This window comes from Azonexus sp. (genome assembly GCF_041909095.1).
In the GTDB taxonomy this organism is placed as follows: domain Bacteria; phylum Pseudomonadota; class Gammaproteobacteria; order Burkholderiales; family Rhodocyclaceae; genus Azonexus.
This window is the reverse complement of the sequence record NZ_JAYREB010000001.1, coordinates 860,638-875,872: the sequence shown is the minus strand read 5'-3', so window position 1 is coordinate 875,872 and position 15,235 is coordinate 860,638. Positions and strand designations below refer to the sequence as shown.

Here is a 15,235-nt window from a genome sequence, read left to right as displayed (position 1 = left end):
CGGGCCTTTACTTGCCGCGGGCGCGCAGGTATTCCGGCTGGAAGATCGCCATCCGCAGCACGTCGCGATACTCGCCGCCGACGAAGAACTCGTGGCGCAGCCGCCCTTCCTCGCAGAAACCGAGCTTCTGATAGACGCGGGTCGCCCGCTCGTTGTCGCAATCGACGATCAGGTAGAGCTTGTACAGGTTGAGCACGGTGAAGGCGTAATCCATTGCCAGTTGCGTGGCGAGCGTGGCGTAACCCTTGCCCTGGTGGGATGGCGCGATGATGATCTGGAACTCGGCACGGCGGTGGATATGGTTGATCTCGACCAGTTCGACCAGGCCGACCCGCTCGCCGCCGACTTCGGCGATGAAGCGGCGCTCGCTCTGGTCGTGGATGTGGCGGTCGTAGAGATCGGCCAGTTCGACGAAAGCCTCGTAAGGCTCCTCGAACCAGTAGTGCATGACCGTCTCGTTGTTGTCCAGCTCATGGACGAAGCGCAGGTCTTCGCGCTCCAGCGGGCGCAGGATCAGGGATTCCGGCATGGGGGCTCCAGGTGGTGGAAGACCTCCCGGATTCTACGCTGCAGGCTCGGTGGACCGTACACACCATGCGCAGCCCGGCCGGATGTCGTTTTCCGCCCAGGGAGGTGGGTTTGAGTGCCTTTGCAGGGTCTCACGGGCACGGCAAAAACGCCCAGTTCAGGAGACTACGAAACAATGGGTTAGCTTCAGGTTTCCTGAACAAAACGGCCTGCCAAGCGCGAAATGCGGAGCCTTCCGCGGATTACGTGTGGGTTTTCACGAACAATTATTTCTTGCATGGTAAATTACGTCGTCAAAAATAATTCAACGTAATCGGGGGTTCCAATGACCATCCTGAATTCGCAATTCATCTACCACCGCAAGGAGCTGGCAGAGGAATACTGCCGGATCCTCTCGGGTCGCAGTCCCGCCAACAATGCGACAAGCGGCCTGTTTCTTGCAGCTCCCCGGCGGACCGGCAAATCCACTTTTCTCCGCCAAGACCTGGTTCCCGAAGCGGAAAACCTGGATTGGCTTCCGATATACGTCGACCTCTGGGCAGACAAGGCTCGCAACCCGGCCGAACTGATAGCGGAAGCGATTGCGGTCGAACTCGACAACCACGCTCCTGCGGCCAAACGCGTATTGCGGGCGGTGGGTATCTCAAAAGTGGGGGCGGCCGGGACAATGATCGACATCGGCGACGGCAAGACCCAAGGCGGAATCAGCATCGGCGCCGCACTCAAAAAGCTTTGGGAGAAATTGCTGAAACCGATCATGCTGGTGATCGATGAAGCCCAGCATGCCCTGACGAGCCCTGAAGGGGAAAAAGCCCTCTTCGCCCTCAAAGCTGCGCGCGACGAACTCAACCAGGAAGCCGGCAAGGGAATTCGCTTGCTTCTCGTGATGACAGGGTCCAGCAGGGACAAACTGACGTTCATGGTTGCGCACCGGAAACAGGCCTTCTATGGCGCTGAGATCACGCGCTTCCCATTGCTCGACGACAAGTTCGTGGAAGCCTACGCGAAAGACTTCAACCGACAGTTCAACACTGCGCACCAATTCCACCTGGACGCCATGAAAAAGGCCTTCGAACTGGTCGGCTGTCGCCCCGAGAAGTTCAGAGCGGCCGTTTCGGAGGCGGTTGCCAACTGCCTGGGGCCGGATGGCCTCGCGGAAATGGTTACCACCGGCGCCGAAAAATTGCAGAAGGCTGCCTGGGACGAATTCTCGAATTCCTATGCACGCCTGACGCCGCCGCAGAAGGCGGTACTGGACGCGATCGCTCGTTTGACGCCAAATTACGAACCGTATGGCGCCAAGGCCATGGAGGCTTACCAGAAGGTGCTTGGATCGGAGCCGAAAAGCTCGACGATACAGGGTGCAATCAAAGCACTGCAGGTCCGGGAATTGGTCTGGCAGTCAGCGCGCGGAAGCTATGCCTTTGATGACGAACTGCTTCGGGATTACTACTTGAAACAGATCTATCCCGAACCACCGAATCTCGCGCTTGCAGGACAATCTGCCAGTCGTTCGGGATTACGAAGCAAAAAATAATTTGACGTAATCAAACAACAATCAACGATTTACACCTAATGCACCGTACACACCATGCACGGATCGAAGCTGCGCACCACGTGCTGCACGGTCGGTGGAGCGTCGTCGCCGGCGGGCAGGCCGACCAGGGCCTGTTCGAGGGCGCCGGGGGTGCCGGCGGCGTCGCGCGGGGAGAAGTTCCAGGTGGTTGGGGCGATGATCTGGTAGCGCTCGATGCGTCCACGCCGGACGCTCAGCCAGTGGCCGAGGCTGCCGCGCGCGGCTTCGACCAGGCCGACGGCGTGGCCGCTGTCGGGCAGTGGCGCCGGCAGGCAGAAGGGGGCACCGGGTTCGATGGCGCGCAGCCAGTCCTCCATCGCCGGCAGGACGCGGGCGACTTCGATCAGGCGGGCGACGATGCGGGCGACGACGTTGCCGCCGTGGCGGGCGACCAGCGAGTGCAGCAGCGGCTGGCCGGCGACTAGCTGGCGGGCGAGCGCGCCGGTCTCGACGACTTCGCCGCCGTAGCGCGGCGCCTTGCACCAGGTGTAGGCGCCGGCCTTGTCGGCTTCGACGCGGGTTTCGCCCTGCGCCGGCGGCAGCGGCGCGTCGCCGTAGAGCCAGGTGTGGCTGACATCTTCGGCGATCCTGCCGGTATCGAGGGCGGATGCTTCACCGCCGGGCTGCCAGACGCCGGCCGGGAACAGTTCGTAGGCGCCGTAGGAAAGGAAGCGCTCGCTACCGCGACCGATGGCATCGAGGCCGAGGTCGGCGGCGGCGCGCAGGAACAGCGCGGCGTCGCTGTTGCGAGCAGCGGCCCAGGCCTGCAGGGCGTCGGCGTCGGGTAGCGCGGCGAAGGCTTCGAGGCGGTCGCCGAGCAGTCGCTCCTCGACGAAGGCGCGGAATTCGCGCAGCAGCGCCTGGATGCGGATGCGCTCGCCGGCGCCGATCGCCTTGGTGCTGCCGCCGGCCTGCAGCGCCAGCGTGTGCGGCCAGCGGCCGGCGAGGAAACCGGCCAGGTTGAACAAGCGGGCGCGCGCTTGCAGCCAGGGGGCGACGGCGCTGCCGGTCTGCGCCGTGAAGCGTTCGGCGGTGGCGGCGTGCCAGGGCCGGTCGCCATAGGCCGGACGGCAGAAATCCGGCATGAAGAAGAGGTAGAAATGGGTCAGGTGGTCGGCCAGGTTCTCGGCCGCCAGCACCAGGCGGCCGGCGAGTTCGCCGTTCGGCGGCGGCGCGACGCCGGCCAGCCGGCTCAGCGCGTTGGCGGCGGCGGCCGACTGGGCGACCGAGCAGATGCCGCAGATGCGCGGCACGACGGCCAGCGCGTCGGCCGGATGGCGACCGACCAGGACCTGCTCGAAACCGCGGAACAGCGGCGAATTGACGCGCGCGGCGACGACCCGGCCGGCGTCGACGTCGAGGCCGATCTCGAGGTCGCCCTCGACGCGGTTGAAGGGGCCGACCTGGATCCGCTTCACTTGCCGCCCTTCTTGACGCCCGGACGGACCACGGTGTGGTCGACGACGGCGTTGTCGCGCACCCGTTTCGGCGTCGCCGACTTGGACAGCGCGGCGAGCGCGACGAACCAGGCCTTCGGCATGTCGGCCGGCAGGCCGATCGGGATGCCGGCCAGCTTGGGCGTTTCCTGGAAGGCGTGGCCGGGCGATTCGAAGCCCGGCTCGGTGCAGGCGATGCAGGCGTAGCCGCCTTTCAGGCAGGAGCCGGCGCCGTTCCACGGCCGCGTGTTGCAGTCGGCGTGCGCCTGGGTGCCCTTGCAGCCGAGGTTTTCCATCATGCAGCCGAGGTCGGAGTGTTTTTCGGCGCTCGCCTTGAATTCGTAGAACTCGTTGCGTGGACAGCCGTGGTGCACCAGTTGCTCGGCGTAGAGCAGCGGGCGGCCGAGCTCGTCGAGATCGGCGGCGCTCAGCCCTTCGAGCGCCAGCTTTTCCAGGGTATCGACGATCCAGCCCGGATGCGTCGGACAGCCGGCGAGATTGACCACCGGCAGGCCGCCGGCCGAGCGGAAGGTCTTGCCGAGCAGGCCGCCCGGCGTGTCTGTGTCGTACTGCAGGCCGCAGGCTTCCAGCGGATTGCCCGGCGTATTCGCCGAAAAGCCGCCCCAGGCGGAGCAGGAGCCAATCGCGAACACCCATTTGGCGCGTTCGGCGAGGCGCTGCACCCATTCGGTCAGCGGCCGGCCGCTGCCGGCCATCAGGTGGAATTTGCCGCTGCCGTTGGGGCCGCGCAGCATGGCGCCTTCGATGCAGAGGACGTCGAAATCGCGGCGACCGGCGGCGCAGTCGTCGAGGATGGCCAGCGCTTCCTCGCCGCTGGCTTCCGACAGCGCCGGATGCCAGACGAACTCGATGCCGGCGCCGCGCAGCTCGTCGAACAGCGGGCGTGGCTCGTGGCAGAGCAGCGACTGGGTGCAGCCGCCGCAGCCGCCGCTTTGCAGCCAGAGCACTTTCATTCGTCGCCGCTCCCGTCGTCGGCGATGCCGTGGCGGACCAGCTTGGCACGCAGGCCGACGCGCGACAGGCCGAGTTCGTTGGCAGCGCGCGACTTGTTGCCGTGGTGGCGCTGCATTGCCGCCAGCAGCACGCGGCGTTCGAGCTGGTCCATGCGTTCGCGCAGGTTGCCGGCGACGTCCTCGGTCCACGCCGTGGCTGCCGGCGCCGGCACTGTCGGCCCGTGCAACAGGCGCGGCGAGAGCAATTCAGGGCCGAGCAGGTCGTCGTCGGCAAGCGCCACCAGGCGCAGGATCTCGTTCTGCAGTTCGCGCACGTTGCCCGGCCAGGCGTAGGCGGCGAGCCGGGCCAGCGTTGCGTCGGCGAAACCGCGCACGCGCTTGCCTAGCGTCGCGCAGCTCTGTTCGAGCAGGCGGGCGGCGAGCAGCGGCAGGTCCATCGGCCGCTGGCGCAGCGGCGGCACATGCACCGGGATGGTCGCCAGCCGGTAATAGAGGTCCTCGCGGAAGCGGCCGGTACGGACGTCTTCTTCGAGGTCGCGGTTGGTGGCGGCGATCACCCGCACATCGACCGAGACCACCTTGTTGCTGCCGAGCGGACGGAACTCGCCTTCCTGCAGGGCGCGCAGCAGCTTGACCTGGAAGGCCGGGCTGGTTTCGCCGATCTCGTCGAGGAAGAGCGTGCCGCCGTCGGCCTGCTGGAACAGGCCGATGCGGTCGTCGACGGCGCCGGTGAAGGCACCGCGCTTGTAGCCGAAGAGCTCGGATTCGAGCAGGGTGTCGGGGACGGCGCCGCAGTTCTCGGTGATGAAAGGCTTGTCGGCGCGGCTGCTCTCGTAGTGGATGGCGCGGGCGACCATTTCCTTGCCGGTGCCGGATTCGCCGGTGACCATCACCGACAGGTCGTAGGGCGCGATGCGCGCGACCAGCGCGCAGACCGGCTCGATCGGGCTGCCCTCGGTACGTACCAGGCCGGCCAGCCCGAAGGCGCTGCGCAGCTTTTCCTGCTTGCCTTCGACCCGGCGGCGCAGCGTCGGTTCGGCGGTGCGCAGGTCGAGCGATAGGCGTTGGTTTTCCTGCTGCAGGCGCCAGAGTTCCGAAGCGCGCTGCAGCGTCAGCAGCAACTGCTCGGGCTGCCAGGGCTTGAGCAGGTATTGCCAGATACCGGCTTCGTTCACACCGCTGATGATGTCCTCGGCGTCGGTGTAGCCGGAAAGGATGATGCGCACCATGTCCGGCCAGCGTTGGCGGACTTCCTTGAGGAACTGGACGCCGGTGGTGCCGGGCATGCGCTGGTCGCAGAGGACGACGCGGATGCCGGCGGTGGCTTCTTCCATCTCCAGGATTTCCCAGCCTTCGGCGGCGCTGGACGCGCAGAACACCTCGAAATCCTCTTCCAGCGTGCGGCGCAACGCTTCCTGCGAGCGCAGCTCGTCGTCGACGACGAGGACGGCAGGCAGGCGGCGCAACACGGGTGAATTCATGCGGGGATGTTCCAGTCGAGATCGCGGTGCCGGGCGAGATGGCGCGGCGTCCACGAATGCGGGCTCTTATGGACGAAATGATAACGCGCGACGTGGTAGGCCGGATCGAAGCCGTAAAAATTGCGCCGCATCGCCGCCAGCTCCTCTTCCCGGTACTGCGCCAGCGGCTTCACCGCCTCGTCGGCGGCGCGCCGTGCCGCCTTGTTCGCCAGTTGCGTGGCGAAATCCGGCGCCTGCGCCATTTCCAGCGCCCGCCGCGCGACATCGACGGCAAAGCCGGGCGAAGGCAGGCAGGCATCGTAGAAGCCGCTGGCGACCGCTTCAGCGGCAGGCATCGGCAGGCGGTGCTGCATGATCGCCCGGGCGCCGTCGGCGCCGACGCGCGGCGGCAGGAGGTAGGTCCAGAACTCGGAACCGTAGAGGTTGCCCATGTTCTTGTAGTGCGGGTTGAGGACGACGCCGTCGCGCACCCAGACCTGATCGCAGGCGCGTGCCAGGAAACAGCCGCCGGCCCCGGCGTTGCCGCCGACGGCGGCGACGGTCAACTGCGTCTCGCAGCGCAGGATGGCCTCGGCCAGGTCGTCGATGGCGTTGATGTTGGCCCAGGATTCATCGGCCGGGCTGTCGGCGGCCTCGATCAGGTTGAGGTGGATGCCGTTCGACCAGAAATCGCTGCCGCCGTCGAGGACGATCACCCGCACTGGCCGCGTCGTCGCCCAGCGGAAAGCCTCGGCCAGCCGGCGACACTGTTCCGTACCCATCGCCCCGTTGTAGAAGCGAAAGGACAGGAAACCGACACCGTCGGCCTCGCGCCAGGCGATGTCCTGCCAGGTCGGGTAATCGGCGTGCCACCAGCCGGTCAGAGGCGCCTCGGGCAACTCAGCCGCTTCCGGGAAGGCGACGCTGGTCGGCAGCTTGATCCCGCCTCGTTTCTTGACGTGGCCGATCCATACCGCACCGTCGGCGGTCGCCCGGCACAATGCCGTCTCGCGGCGCGCCAGCAGCGTCCCCGGCGTACCGCGTAGCTGCCCTTCCGGCCAGGCGTCGAACAGATGGCAAGGCTCGCCGAACAGTTCGTCGGCGACGCCGGGGAAACCGTCGGCGGCGCGCAGCCTAGCGAGGACGTCGGCGGTCGATTGCGTCGTCCAGTCGATCTTGCGGTCGGCCTGGCGGATCGCTGGATGCGCCACACCGGGCACGCGCTGCGGCTGGAAATTGCCGGCGGCGAAACGCTCGACCGCAAGCAATACGGCGCGCACCGCCGCTTCGGTGACCTCGTTGCGGTAGAGCGAGCCCTTGCTCGCCGGGCGCATGGCGAACTCCGCCGAGGCCCACACCGGGCCGGCATCCATTTCCGCCTCGGCCTGCAGCACGGTAACGCCCCAGCGCGCCTCGCCGCGCTGGATCGCCCAGTCGAGCGCGGCCGGACCGCGGTCGCCGGGAATGCCCGGATGGACGATGAGGCAGGGCACGGTCGACCACACCGATTCGGGAATCGCCCGTTTCAGGAAGGGCGCCAGCATCAGATCGGGACGGAAACGGGCGACGGCTTCCTCGGTGACCGAATCGGCGATGTCCAGTTCGATGCTGATTTCGTGGTCGCGCGCAGTCAGTTCGCTGAAAAGGCGTTGCGTCAGGCTATTAAAACTATGCGTAACGAATAATGCGCGAATGCTGCAAGAATTTTTATTCATCATGTTTTTGTCATGGATGGTTTGCTGGCGCGGGTTTGCCGCGGTGAGCAGGAATCAAAACGCTAGCTTTATGACTTTCGCGCTATTTTTCAGTGCATTGGCTTTGGTTAGGATGCGAAAAAATGTTACAGGGAGCTTGTCATTATGGTTGCTACACAACGGAAACAGTCTCGTCCCCGGACCCGGCCCGTCGCCCGCAAGACCGTCGAATACATCGCGGCCGTCCGTTACCTCGACGGTAGACGCGAACTGTTCTACGTACGCAACGCCGACAATCTGGCCGATGCCCGCGAGTTGGTGATGCTCGAAGTCGATGATGTCAGCAGCCTGATGATCGCCGAACGACACTGAATTCCTGCCTCAGCAGATTCTTGGCAGTTGCTCGCCGGACAGCCAGTCCACGATGCGGCGGCCACCGAAAGCGGTGGTCATCTGGACAAAATGGTGATCGTCTGCGTGCACCTCGCCGATGATCGCGGCATCCCTGCCCAGAGGGTGCAGGCGCATGACGTTTAACAATGTTGCGGCATCCGCCGCTGCGCAGATCGCGATCAGTTTCCCTTCGTTGGCCACATAAAGCGGGTCCAGCCCGAGCAGTTCGCAAGCCGCATTGACCGCCGGCTTCACCGGCAGCGCCTTTTCCTGCAGCATCATGCCGACGCCCGACTGGCGGGCGATCTCGTTCAGTGTCGTGGCCAGCCCGCCGCGCGTCGGGTCGCGCAGCACGCGCAGGTCGGCGCCCGTCGCCAGCAGCGTTTCGATCAGCCCGTGCAGCGCCGCCGTGTCGGAAACGATCGGTGATTCGAAGCCGAGGCTCTCGCGTTCGGCCATGATCGCCATGCCATGGTCGCCCAGCGTGCCGGAAACCAGGATGACATCGCCCGGCCGCGCCTGCCGCCCGGACAGCTCGCGCCCCGGCGGCACGACACCGACGCCGGTGGTGGTGATGAACACCCCGTCGCCCTTGCCACGCTCGACCACCTTGGTATCGCCGGTCACCACCGGCACGCCGGCGGCACTCGCCGCCGCCGCCATGCTCTGCACTATGCGGGCGAGATCGCCGAGCGGAAAGCCTTCTTCGAGGATGAAACTGGCCGCCAGGTAAAGCGGCTTGGCGCCCATCACCGCGACGTCGTTGACCGTGCCATGCACCGACAGGCAGCCGATGTCGCCGCCCGGAAAGAACAGCGGCGAGACGACGTGGGCGTCGGTCGCCATCACCAGCCGGCCGTCGCCCGGCAGCGGTAGCACGGCGCCGTCGTCGCCCTGACCGAGGTATTCGTTGCCGAGGTGGCGGGCGAAAAGTTCGTCGATCAGCTGCGCCATCGCCCGGCCGCCGGAACCATGGGCCATATCGACCTGGCCGTGTTTTAGGTCGAGGGGGCGGATGTAGGGTTTACGGGAGGTGCTCATGGTTTTGAGTTTGGCTGTGGGTTTTTTGGGGCGCTCACCGGGGGTGGTCCGTTGATTTCCGCGGTTTCCGGCGGGCGGCTTTGGTTTTGTTAACGCTGTGTTCCGCGCCTGACGCGCGGGCGTACTTTTTCTTGTTTGGCCAAGAAAAAGTAGCCAAAAAGAAGGCCACCCCTAGGTCGGCGCCCGCTGCGCGGGTACCCTGCGCTACTCGTCGTTGGCGGGGGCTGCGCAACTCGGGGCTGCGCCCCTCAGACAGTGCTCGCCCTTTTTCCGCCAACGCCTGCGTTGCTCGGCGCCTCCCAAGGGGCCCGGCAAACCGATCGCTGCTGAAAGCACAACGCTCTTTCAACCGTAAGCCGTCGCATACCGCTGGTTTTCGGGGCCCCCCTGAGAGGCGCTGAGCAACGCAGGCGTGCCGGGGGAAGTCGGCGAGGACTGTCTGAGGCCCGCAGGGCCGAGTTCCGCAGCCGCCCGGCGCGCCGAGTAGCGCAAGGGACCGGGCGTAGCCCGGCGCCGACCTGGGGGTGGCTTTTTGCCTTCGGCAGCGATACACCCCGCCTTTGGCTACTTTCTTTTTTCCATAAAAAAGAAAGTACGCCCGCGCGTCAGGCGCGGAAAGCTGCGCATCAGAACAGCAGGACGTCGGCAGGGCGGCAGCGGAAGCCAGCGCATCAAACATCCTTATACCGCCCATAAGTGTAATGCGCCGCACAAGCCCCCTCCGACGACACCATGCACGACCCCACCGGATTCTCCGGCGTACAAACCGTCCCGAAGATCTTGCAGTCCTGCGGCCGCTTCACCCCGCGCAAAATCGCTCCGCATTCACAGGCCTTGTGATCCGCCACGGATGTATAGCGAACCTGAAAGCGCTTCTCCGCGTCAAATTCGGCGAACGCACCGCGAATGCGCAAGGCCGAGTACGGCAAAACATTCAAACCCCGCCATTCGAAGTGCTTGCGCATCTCGAAGACCTCGGCGACCAAGGCCTGCGCTTTCAGGTTGCCGTCACGGTCGACGGCGCGCGAGAACTCGTTTTCGACTTCAGCGCGGCCGTCGTTCACTTGGCGAATCAGCATGCGGATCGCCTGCATCACGTCGAGCGGCTCAAACCCGGCGATGACTACCGGCTTTCGGTATTCCTCGGCGAAGAATTCGTAGGGGCGGCTGCCGATGATCGTCGACACGTGCGCCGGGCCGACGAAGCCGTCGAGCGGCACGGTGCCCCACTGGCGCACCTCCGGCGATTCGAGGATGCTGGAAATCGCCGACGGCGTCAGCACGTGGCAGCAGAGCACCGAGAAATTCTTCAGGCCGAGCGCCGCTGCCTGCTTGATCGCCACCGCCGTGGGCGGCGTCGTCGTTTCGAAGCCGATGGCGAAGAAGACGACCTGTTTGTCCGGGTTCTTCTGCGCTAATGTCACGGCGTCGGCGCTCGAATAGACCATGCGGATGTCGCCGCCCCGGGCCTTGGCTTTGAGCAGCGACAGGCTGTCGGAGGCCGGCACGCGCAGGCAGTCGCCGTAGGTGCACAGCGTCACACCCTCGTCGAGGGCCAGGCGAATGGCCTGGTCGACGCGGCCGATCGGCAACACACAGACAGGGCAGCCGGGGCCGTGGATCATGCGCACGTTGGCCGGCAGCAGGTCGGAGACGCCGTAGCGCGAGATGGCGTGGGTGTGGCCGCCGCAGAATTCCATGAAATGGTAATCGCGGTTCGGGTCGGCCTCGGCGCGGATGCTGGCGGCGATCTTCTGCGCCACCTCGCCGTCGCGGAATTCGGCTATGTACTTCATCAGTGCAGCGTCAGTCCGTCGCCATCGGCGGTCAACTGGCCCATTTCGGCGAAGAGCTTGAGCGTCTGCTCGGCTTCTTCCGGGTCGAGCTTGTTCAGCGCAAAGCCGACATGGACGATGACGTAGTCGCCGACGGCGACGCCTTCGACCAGCGACAGCGAGATTTCCTTGCGCACGCCGGCAAGATCGACGACGGCGTTGTCGCCGTCACGCAGTTCGACGACCTGGGCGGGAATCGCGAGACACATGGGGCTTCCTTTCGGGGGAGTTCAACCGCGCCCGGCCAGGCGGCGGAAGAAGCCGCGCCGGTCGACCGGTTGCGGCTCGGGGTTCGTGGGCGTCGGCGCGGCGGCCGGCGGTTCGAAAAGCAGGTGCAGCGCGTCCATCGCGGTGCGCAATGCGGCGTCCTGGTCGGCGAGTTCGTCGACCGGCGCCAGGATGGGGACGAAGAAGCTCGCCGGCAGGTCGGCGTCGTCGCTGCGTTCGCTGATCAGGTCGAGATCGCCGGCCGGGAAGCCGACGCGCAGGGTCTGTTCGACCGGCAGTTCGCGCCACAGTTCGCCGCCGCCGGGGAGCAGCAGCAGATGGATGAACCACGGGGTGACGACGGCGCCGATCCAGTCGCCGCGATAGCGCCGGAAACCGGCGATGTCGACCGAGAGGCCGGGATGACCGCCGCTCAGCGCTACCTGCCAGCGCCGGTAGCGGGCGAGCACGCGCGGCGCCGGGTTGTCGGTGTGGATGGCGGCGCTGGCTGGTGCGTTCATGCGTTGTCTCCGTGCATTCGCCGCGCGATCCAGGCCTGGCCCAGCGCCAGGCCGCCGTCGCCGGCGGGGACGGCGCGCGCTTCGAGGACTTCGATGCCGGCCGCTGTCAAACGGCGGCGCAGCGCGTCGAGGAGGATCGCGTTCGCCGTGCAGCCGCCGCCGACCGCCATTTTCGCAAGTTTTTCGCGGTCGACCGCAAACATCGCCCACTCGGCAAGGCCAGCGGCGACGGTGGCGTGGAACAGCGCGGCGCCTTGTCCGGCATCCGTGCAGTCGAGCAGCGCCGGCAGCAGCGGCGAGAAGTCGAGCACCTCGCCGGCTATCCGCCAGCCGTCGGCCAAGGGTTCGACCGGGCCGTGCGCCGCCGCCCGGCCTTCGAGTTCCATCGCCGCCTGCCCTTCGTAGCGCGAAACGTCGCGCACGCCGAGCAGGCCGGCGGCGGCGTCGAACCAGCGGCCGAGGCTGGAGGTCGGCGGGCAGCGCAGTTGGCGGTCGAGCAGCGTGAGCAGCGGGCCGGCCTCGCGTTCCGGCCAGGTCTGTGCCAGCCAGCCGGCGATCTGGTCGCCGAGGCCGGCACCGTGCAGCGCGGCAATCGCCATCCGCCACGGCTCGCGCGCCGCGCGGTCGCCGCCGGGTAGCGCCAGTGGGCGCAGATGGCCGAGGCGGCGGCAGGTGGCGCCGTCGACGCGCAACAGTTCGCCGCCCCAGGCGCTGCCGTCGGGACCGAGGCCGACGCCGTCGAGCGCCAGCCCGAGCAGCGGGCCGTTGACGCCATGTTCGGCGCAGATCGCGCCAATATGCGCATGATGATGGCCGACGGCGAGTGCCGGCAGGCCGAGTTCGCCGGCCAGACGCAGGGCCAGCGCGGTCGACGCGTAATCCGGATGTAAATCGTGGGCGATCAGCGCCGGTTTGACGTCGAGCACGGCGAGCAGATGGGCGACGGTTTCTTCCAGGAAAGCCAGCGTCGCCGCGTTGTCGAGGCTGCCGATGTGCTGCGAGACGAAGGCCTCGCGCCCGCGCAGCACGCAGACGGCGTTCTTCAGGTGAGCGCCGAGCGCCAGTACCGGCGGGCCGTCGTCGGCGAGCGGAATCGGCAGCGGCACGTAACCGCGAGCCCGGCGCAGGAAGGCCGGCGCAAAGCCCGAATGGCCTGCTGCTGCCGGTGAGCCGGGCGGCACGGTGCTTGGCGCTACGCCGGGAAGCTTGGCGCCAACCGCCGGGTTTTTTGGCGGCGGCTCTGCTGGCGTGTCGTCAGCGCCGGTCGGTGCCGGAAACACCGCGCGCACCACCGAATCGTCGCAGCGGACAACGATATCGCGGTCGTGCACAAGAAAGGCGTCGGCGATGCCGTTCAGCCGTTGCAGCGCTTCGGCGTTGCCGGTGACCAGCGGTTCGCCCTGCGGGTTGGCGCTGGTCATCACCAGCAGCAGCTCACTGGGTTCGGCGAGCCAGTCTGTGCCGGCGGGACGGCCGGCGGCTTCGTGCCAGAGCAGCAGGTGCAAGGGCGTTGCCGGGCGCATGACGCCGAGCCAGGGCAGGCCGGGGGCGACGCCGGCCAGTTCCTCGCCGCCCTTGCGGCAGAGAACGATGGGCGCGGCGAGGTCGGCGAACAGCGCCCGTTCGCCATCGCCGAACTGCGCGTAGGCGGCGAGTGCGGCGGGGTTGAGGCCCATCACCGCGAAGGGCTTGGCCTCGCGCGCCTTGCGCCGGCGCAGTTCTGCGATGGCCGCCGGGTTGCGCGCATCGCAGGCGAGGTGGAAGCCGCCCAGGCCCTTGATCGCGACGATGCGGCCGGCGCGCAGCAGGGCGAGCGTGGCCGATATCGGGTCGGATGCGAGGCCGGATGTGGGGTCGGCTAACGCGGCGGATGGCGGCGTGCCACCTATTTCCGGGTTCCTGGAGTCGGGCGCTAGATCGCTACCCGTTCCGTCGAGCAGCCGCAACTGCGGGCCGCAATCCGGACAGCAGGTGGTTTCGGCGTGGAAGCGGCGGTCGGCGGGATCGGTGTATTCGCTCGTGCACGGCGCGCACAGCGGGAAAGCGGCCAGGCTGGTACGGGCGCGGTCGTAGGGAATGCCGGCGCTGACGGTATAGCGCGGGCCGCAGTGGGTGCAGGTGGTGAAGGCGTAGCGCCAGCGGCGGCCGCTCAGGTCGCAGAGGTCGGCGATGCAGTCCGGGCAGATCGCCGCATCGGGGCCGATGGCGGTGCGCACCGCGCCGGCGACGCTGTCGCGGATGACGAAGCCGGGCGCCGGGCGCTCGTCGCTGGCCGCGCTGTCGATGGCGTCGATGCGGGCGAGCGGCGGGATTTCGCGCGGCAGGCGGGCGAGGAAATCGTCCAGTCGCGCGCCGGCGGCGAGCAGCGTGACGCCGGCGCCGTCGTTGCGCACCCAGCCGGCGATGCCGAGTTCACCAGCCAGCCGCCAGACGTAGGGGCGGAAACCGACGCCCTGGACGAGGCCGCGAATGTGCAGCAGGCGAGCGCTCACTTTGCCGCCAGTTGTCGCTCCAGGTCGGCGATGCGCGCCTTCAGCGCGGCGACATTGTCGACCAGGCGGGCGCGCTGGGCGGCGACACCGGCTTCGATCCAGGCCAGCCAGTCGGCCATGCCCTCGCCCGTGGTGGCCGAGACGCGGAACACGGTCAGCCTGGGATTGACGCGGCGGGCGTTGGTTTCGGCGAGGTCGGCGTCGAACTGCAGGTAGGGCAGCAGGTCGCACTTGTTGAGCAGCATCACGTCGGCGGCGGCGAACATGTCCGGGTACTTGAGCGGCTTGTCCTCGCCCTCGGTGACCGAGAGGATTGCCACCTTGTGCTGCTCGCCGAGGTCGAAGGCGGCCGGGCAGACGAGGTTGCCGACGTTCTCGATGAGGAACAGCGAGCCGTCGGCCGGCTGCAGGCGTTCCATGGCGTGGCCGACCATGTGCGCGTCGAGGTGGCAGCCCTTGCCGGTGTTGATCTGTAGCGCCGGGGCGCCGGTGGCGCGGATGCGCTCGGCGTCGTTGGTGGTCTGCTGGTCGCCTTCGACGACGGCGATGGCCAGCCGCGCCTGCAGCGCCTCGATGGTCTTGACCAGCAGCGTCGTCTTGCCCGAACCGGGGCTGGACACCAGGTTGAGCGCGAAGACGCCGTGCTCGTCGAACCAGGCGCGGTTCCTGGCAGCGTAGCCGTCGTTCTTCGAGAGGATGTCGCGCTCGATCTGCACCATGCGCGCCTGGCTCATGCCGGGCACGTGGGCGCGCGCCGGGCCGCTGCCGTAGTCGAGGTCGCCGTGGTGGTGATGGTGGTCGTGCTCGTGACTGTGCGCATGACCGTGGTCGTGGGTGTGCTCGCCGTGATGGACGTGCTCATGCACATGCGTCGTGCCGTCGGCGTGCGTGTGCGGGTGGCCGTGGGCGTCGGCGATCTCGCCGTCGTGGCTGTGCGCATGCTCGTGATCGTGCGCGTGGCCGTGTTCATGCACCGTTCCGTCGGCATGGACATGACGGTGCGCGTGCGCCCCGCCTTCGATTTTCACTTCGCCGTCACCGCAGCCGCAAACTGTACACATTCCTGTCCCCTTGTTAT

At 67.1% G+C, this 15,235-nt stretch carries 13 protein-coding genes; 2 read left to right on the top strand and 11 right to left on the bottom strand.

What is annotated here, in order from left to right; genetic code table 11:
• Positions 1-7: 7 nt before the first annotated feature.
• The gene (gene speG / locus ACE3OV_RS04245) at positions 8-529 is read right to left on the bottom strand and encodes a spermidine N1-acetyltransferase (protein ID WP_374325356.1); all 522 of its coding nucleotides are present in this window, start codon (positions 527-529) and stop codon (positions 8-10) included.
• A gap of 324 nt (positions 530-853) precedes the next feature.
• Between speG and ACE3OV_RS04240 the strand changes: the two genes are divergently transcribed.
• On the top strand, positions 854-2,065 hold the full coding sequence (locus ACE3OV_RS04240; RefSeq protein WP_374325354.1) for a hypothetical protein: 1,212 nt from the start codon (positions 854-856) through the stop codon (positions 2,063-2,065).
• 35 nt (positions 2,066-2,100) lie between these two features.
• Here the strand turns inward: ACE3OV_RS04240 and ACE3OV_RS04235 are convergent, their stop codons facing one another.
• From ACE3OV_RS04235 to ACE3OV_RS04220, 4 genes are read right to left on the bottom strand one after another with little or no spacing between them, the layout of a single operon-like run.
• Positions 2,101-3,522, bottom strand: coding sequence for a nickel-dependent hydrogenase large subunit (locus tag ACE3OV_RS04235; protein ID WP_374325351.1), 1,422 nt, complete (start codon positions 3,520-3,522; stop codon positions 2,101-2,103).
• Positions 3,519-4,514: a HupU protein gene (locus ACE3OV_RS04230; RefSeq protein ID WP_374325350.1), complete on the bottom strand. Its 996-nt coding sequence runs from the start codon at positions 4,512-4,514 to the stop codon at positions 3,519-3,521. The genes ACE3OV_RS04235 and ACE3OV_RS04230 overlap by 4 nt, the downstream gene beginning before the upstream one ends.
• Positions 4,511-5,995: a sigma-54-dependent transcriptional regulator gene (locus tag ACE3OV_RS04225; protein WP_374325348.1), complete on the bottom strand. Its 1,485-nt coding sequence runs from the start codon at positions 5,993-5,995 to the stop codon at positions 4,511-4,513. The genes ACE3OV_RS04230 and ACE3OV_RS04225 overlap by 4 nt, the downstream gene beginning before the upstream one ends.
• Entirely contained in the window at positions 5,992-7,689 is a 1,698-nt protein-coding gene (locus ACE3OV_RS04220) for an enoyl-CoA hydratase-related protein (RefSeq protein ID WP_374325347.1), read from the bottom strand. Before ACE3OV_RS04220 ends, ACE3OV_RS04225 begins: the two co-directional genes overlap by 4 nt.
• Positions 7,690-7,833: 144 nt before the next feature.
• Here ACE3OV_RS04220 and ACE3OV_RS04215 point away from each other — a divergent pair, with 144 nt between their 5' ends.
• Positions 7,834-8,040, top strand: a complete 207-nt coding sequence (locus tag ACE3OV_RS04215; RefSeq protein WP_374325345.1) for a hypothetical protein — start codon at positions 7,834-7,836, stop codon at positions 8,038-8,040.
• Between the two features lie 9 nt (positions 8,041-8,049).
• Here ACE3OV_RS04215 and hypE read toward each other — a convergent pair whose 3' ends face one another.
• The 6 genes from hypE to hypB all read right to left on the bottom strand — a co-directional run bounded on the left by hypE (position 8,050) and on the right by hypB (position 15,218).
• Positions 8,050-9,102, bottom strand: a complete 1,053-nt coding sequence (gene hypE, locus ACE3OV_RS04210) for a hydrogenase expression/formation protein HypE (protein ID WP_374325343.1) — start codon at positions 9,100-9,102, stop codon at positions 8,050-8,052.
• A 671-nt stretch (positions 9,103-9,773) separates the two neighbouring features.
• Positions 9,774-10,898, bottom strand: a complete 1,125-nt coding sequence (gene hypD, locus ACE3OV_RS04205; protein ID WP_374325341.1) for a hydrogenase formation protein HypD — start codon at positions 10,896-10,898, stop codon at positions 9,774-9,776.
• Complete coding sequence (locus ACE3OV_RS04200) at positions 10,898-11,146, bottom strand: HypC/HybG/HupF family hydrogenase formation chaperone (RefSeq protein ID WP_341744018.1); 249 nt, start codon at positions 11,144-11,146, stop codon at positions 10,898-10,900. The genes hypD and ACE3OV_RS04200 overlap by 1 nt, the downstream gene beginning before the upstream one ends.
• A gap of 21 nt (positions 11,147-11,167) precedes the next feature.
• A complete protein-coding gene (gene hybE, locus ACE3OV_RS04195; RefSeq protein ID WP_374325338.1) occupies positions 11,168-11,665 on the bottom strand; it encodes a [NiFe]-hydrogenase assembly chaperone HybE in 498 nt (165 codons plus the stop codon).
• The gene (locus ACE3OV_RS04190; RefSeq protein ID WP_374325336.1) at positions 11,662-14,157 is read right to left on the bottom strand and encodes a carbamoyltransferase HypF; all 2,496 of its coding nucleotides are present in this window, start codon (positions 14,155-14,157) and stop codon (positions 11,662-11,664) included. Before ACE3OV_RS04190 ends, hybE begins: the two co-directional genes overlap by 4 nt.
• The gene (hypB, locus tag ACE3OV_RS04185; protein WP_374325334.1) at positions 14,154-15,218 is read right to left on the bottom strand and encodes a hydrogenase nickel incorporation protein HypB; all 1,065 of its coding nucleotides are present in this window, start codon (positions 15,216-15,218) and stop codon (positions 14,154-14,156) included. The genes ACE3OV_RS04190 and hypB overlap by 4 nt, the downstream gene beginning before the upstream one ends.
• Positions 15,219-15,235 lie beyond the last annotated feature (17 nt).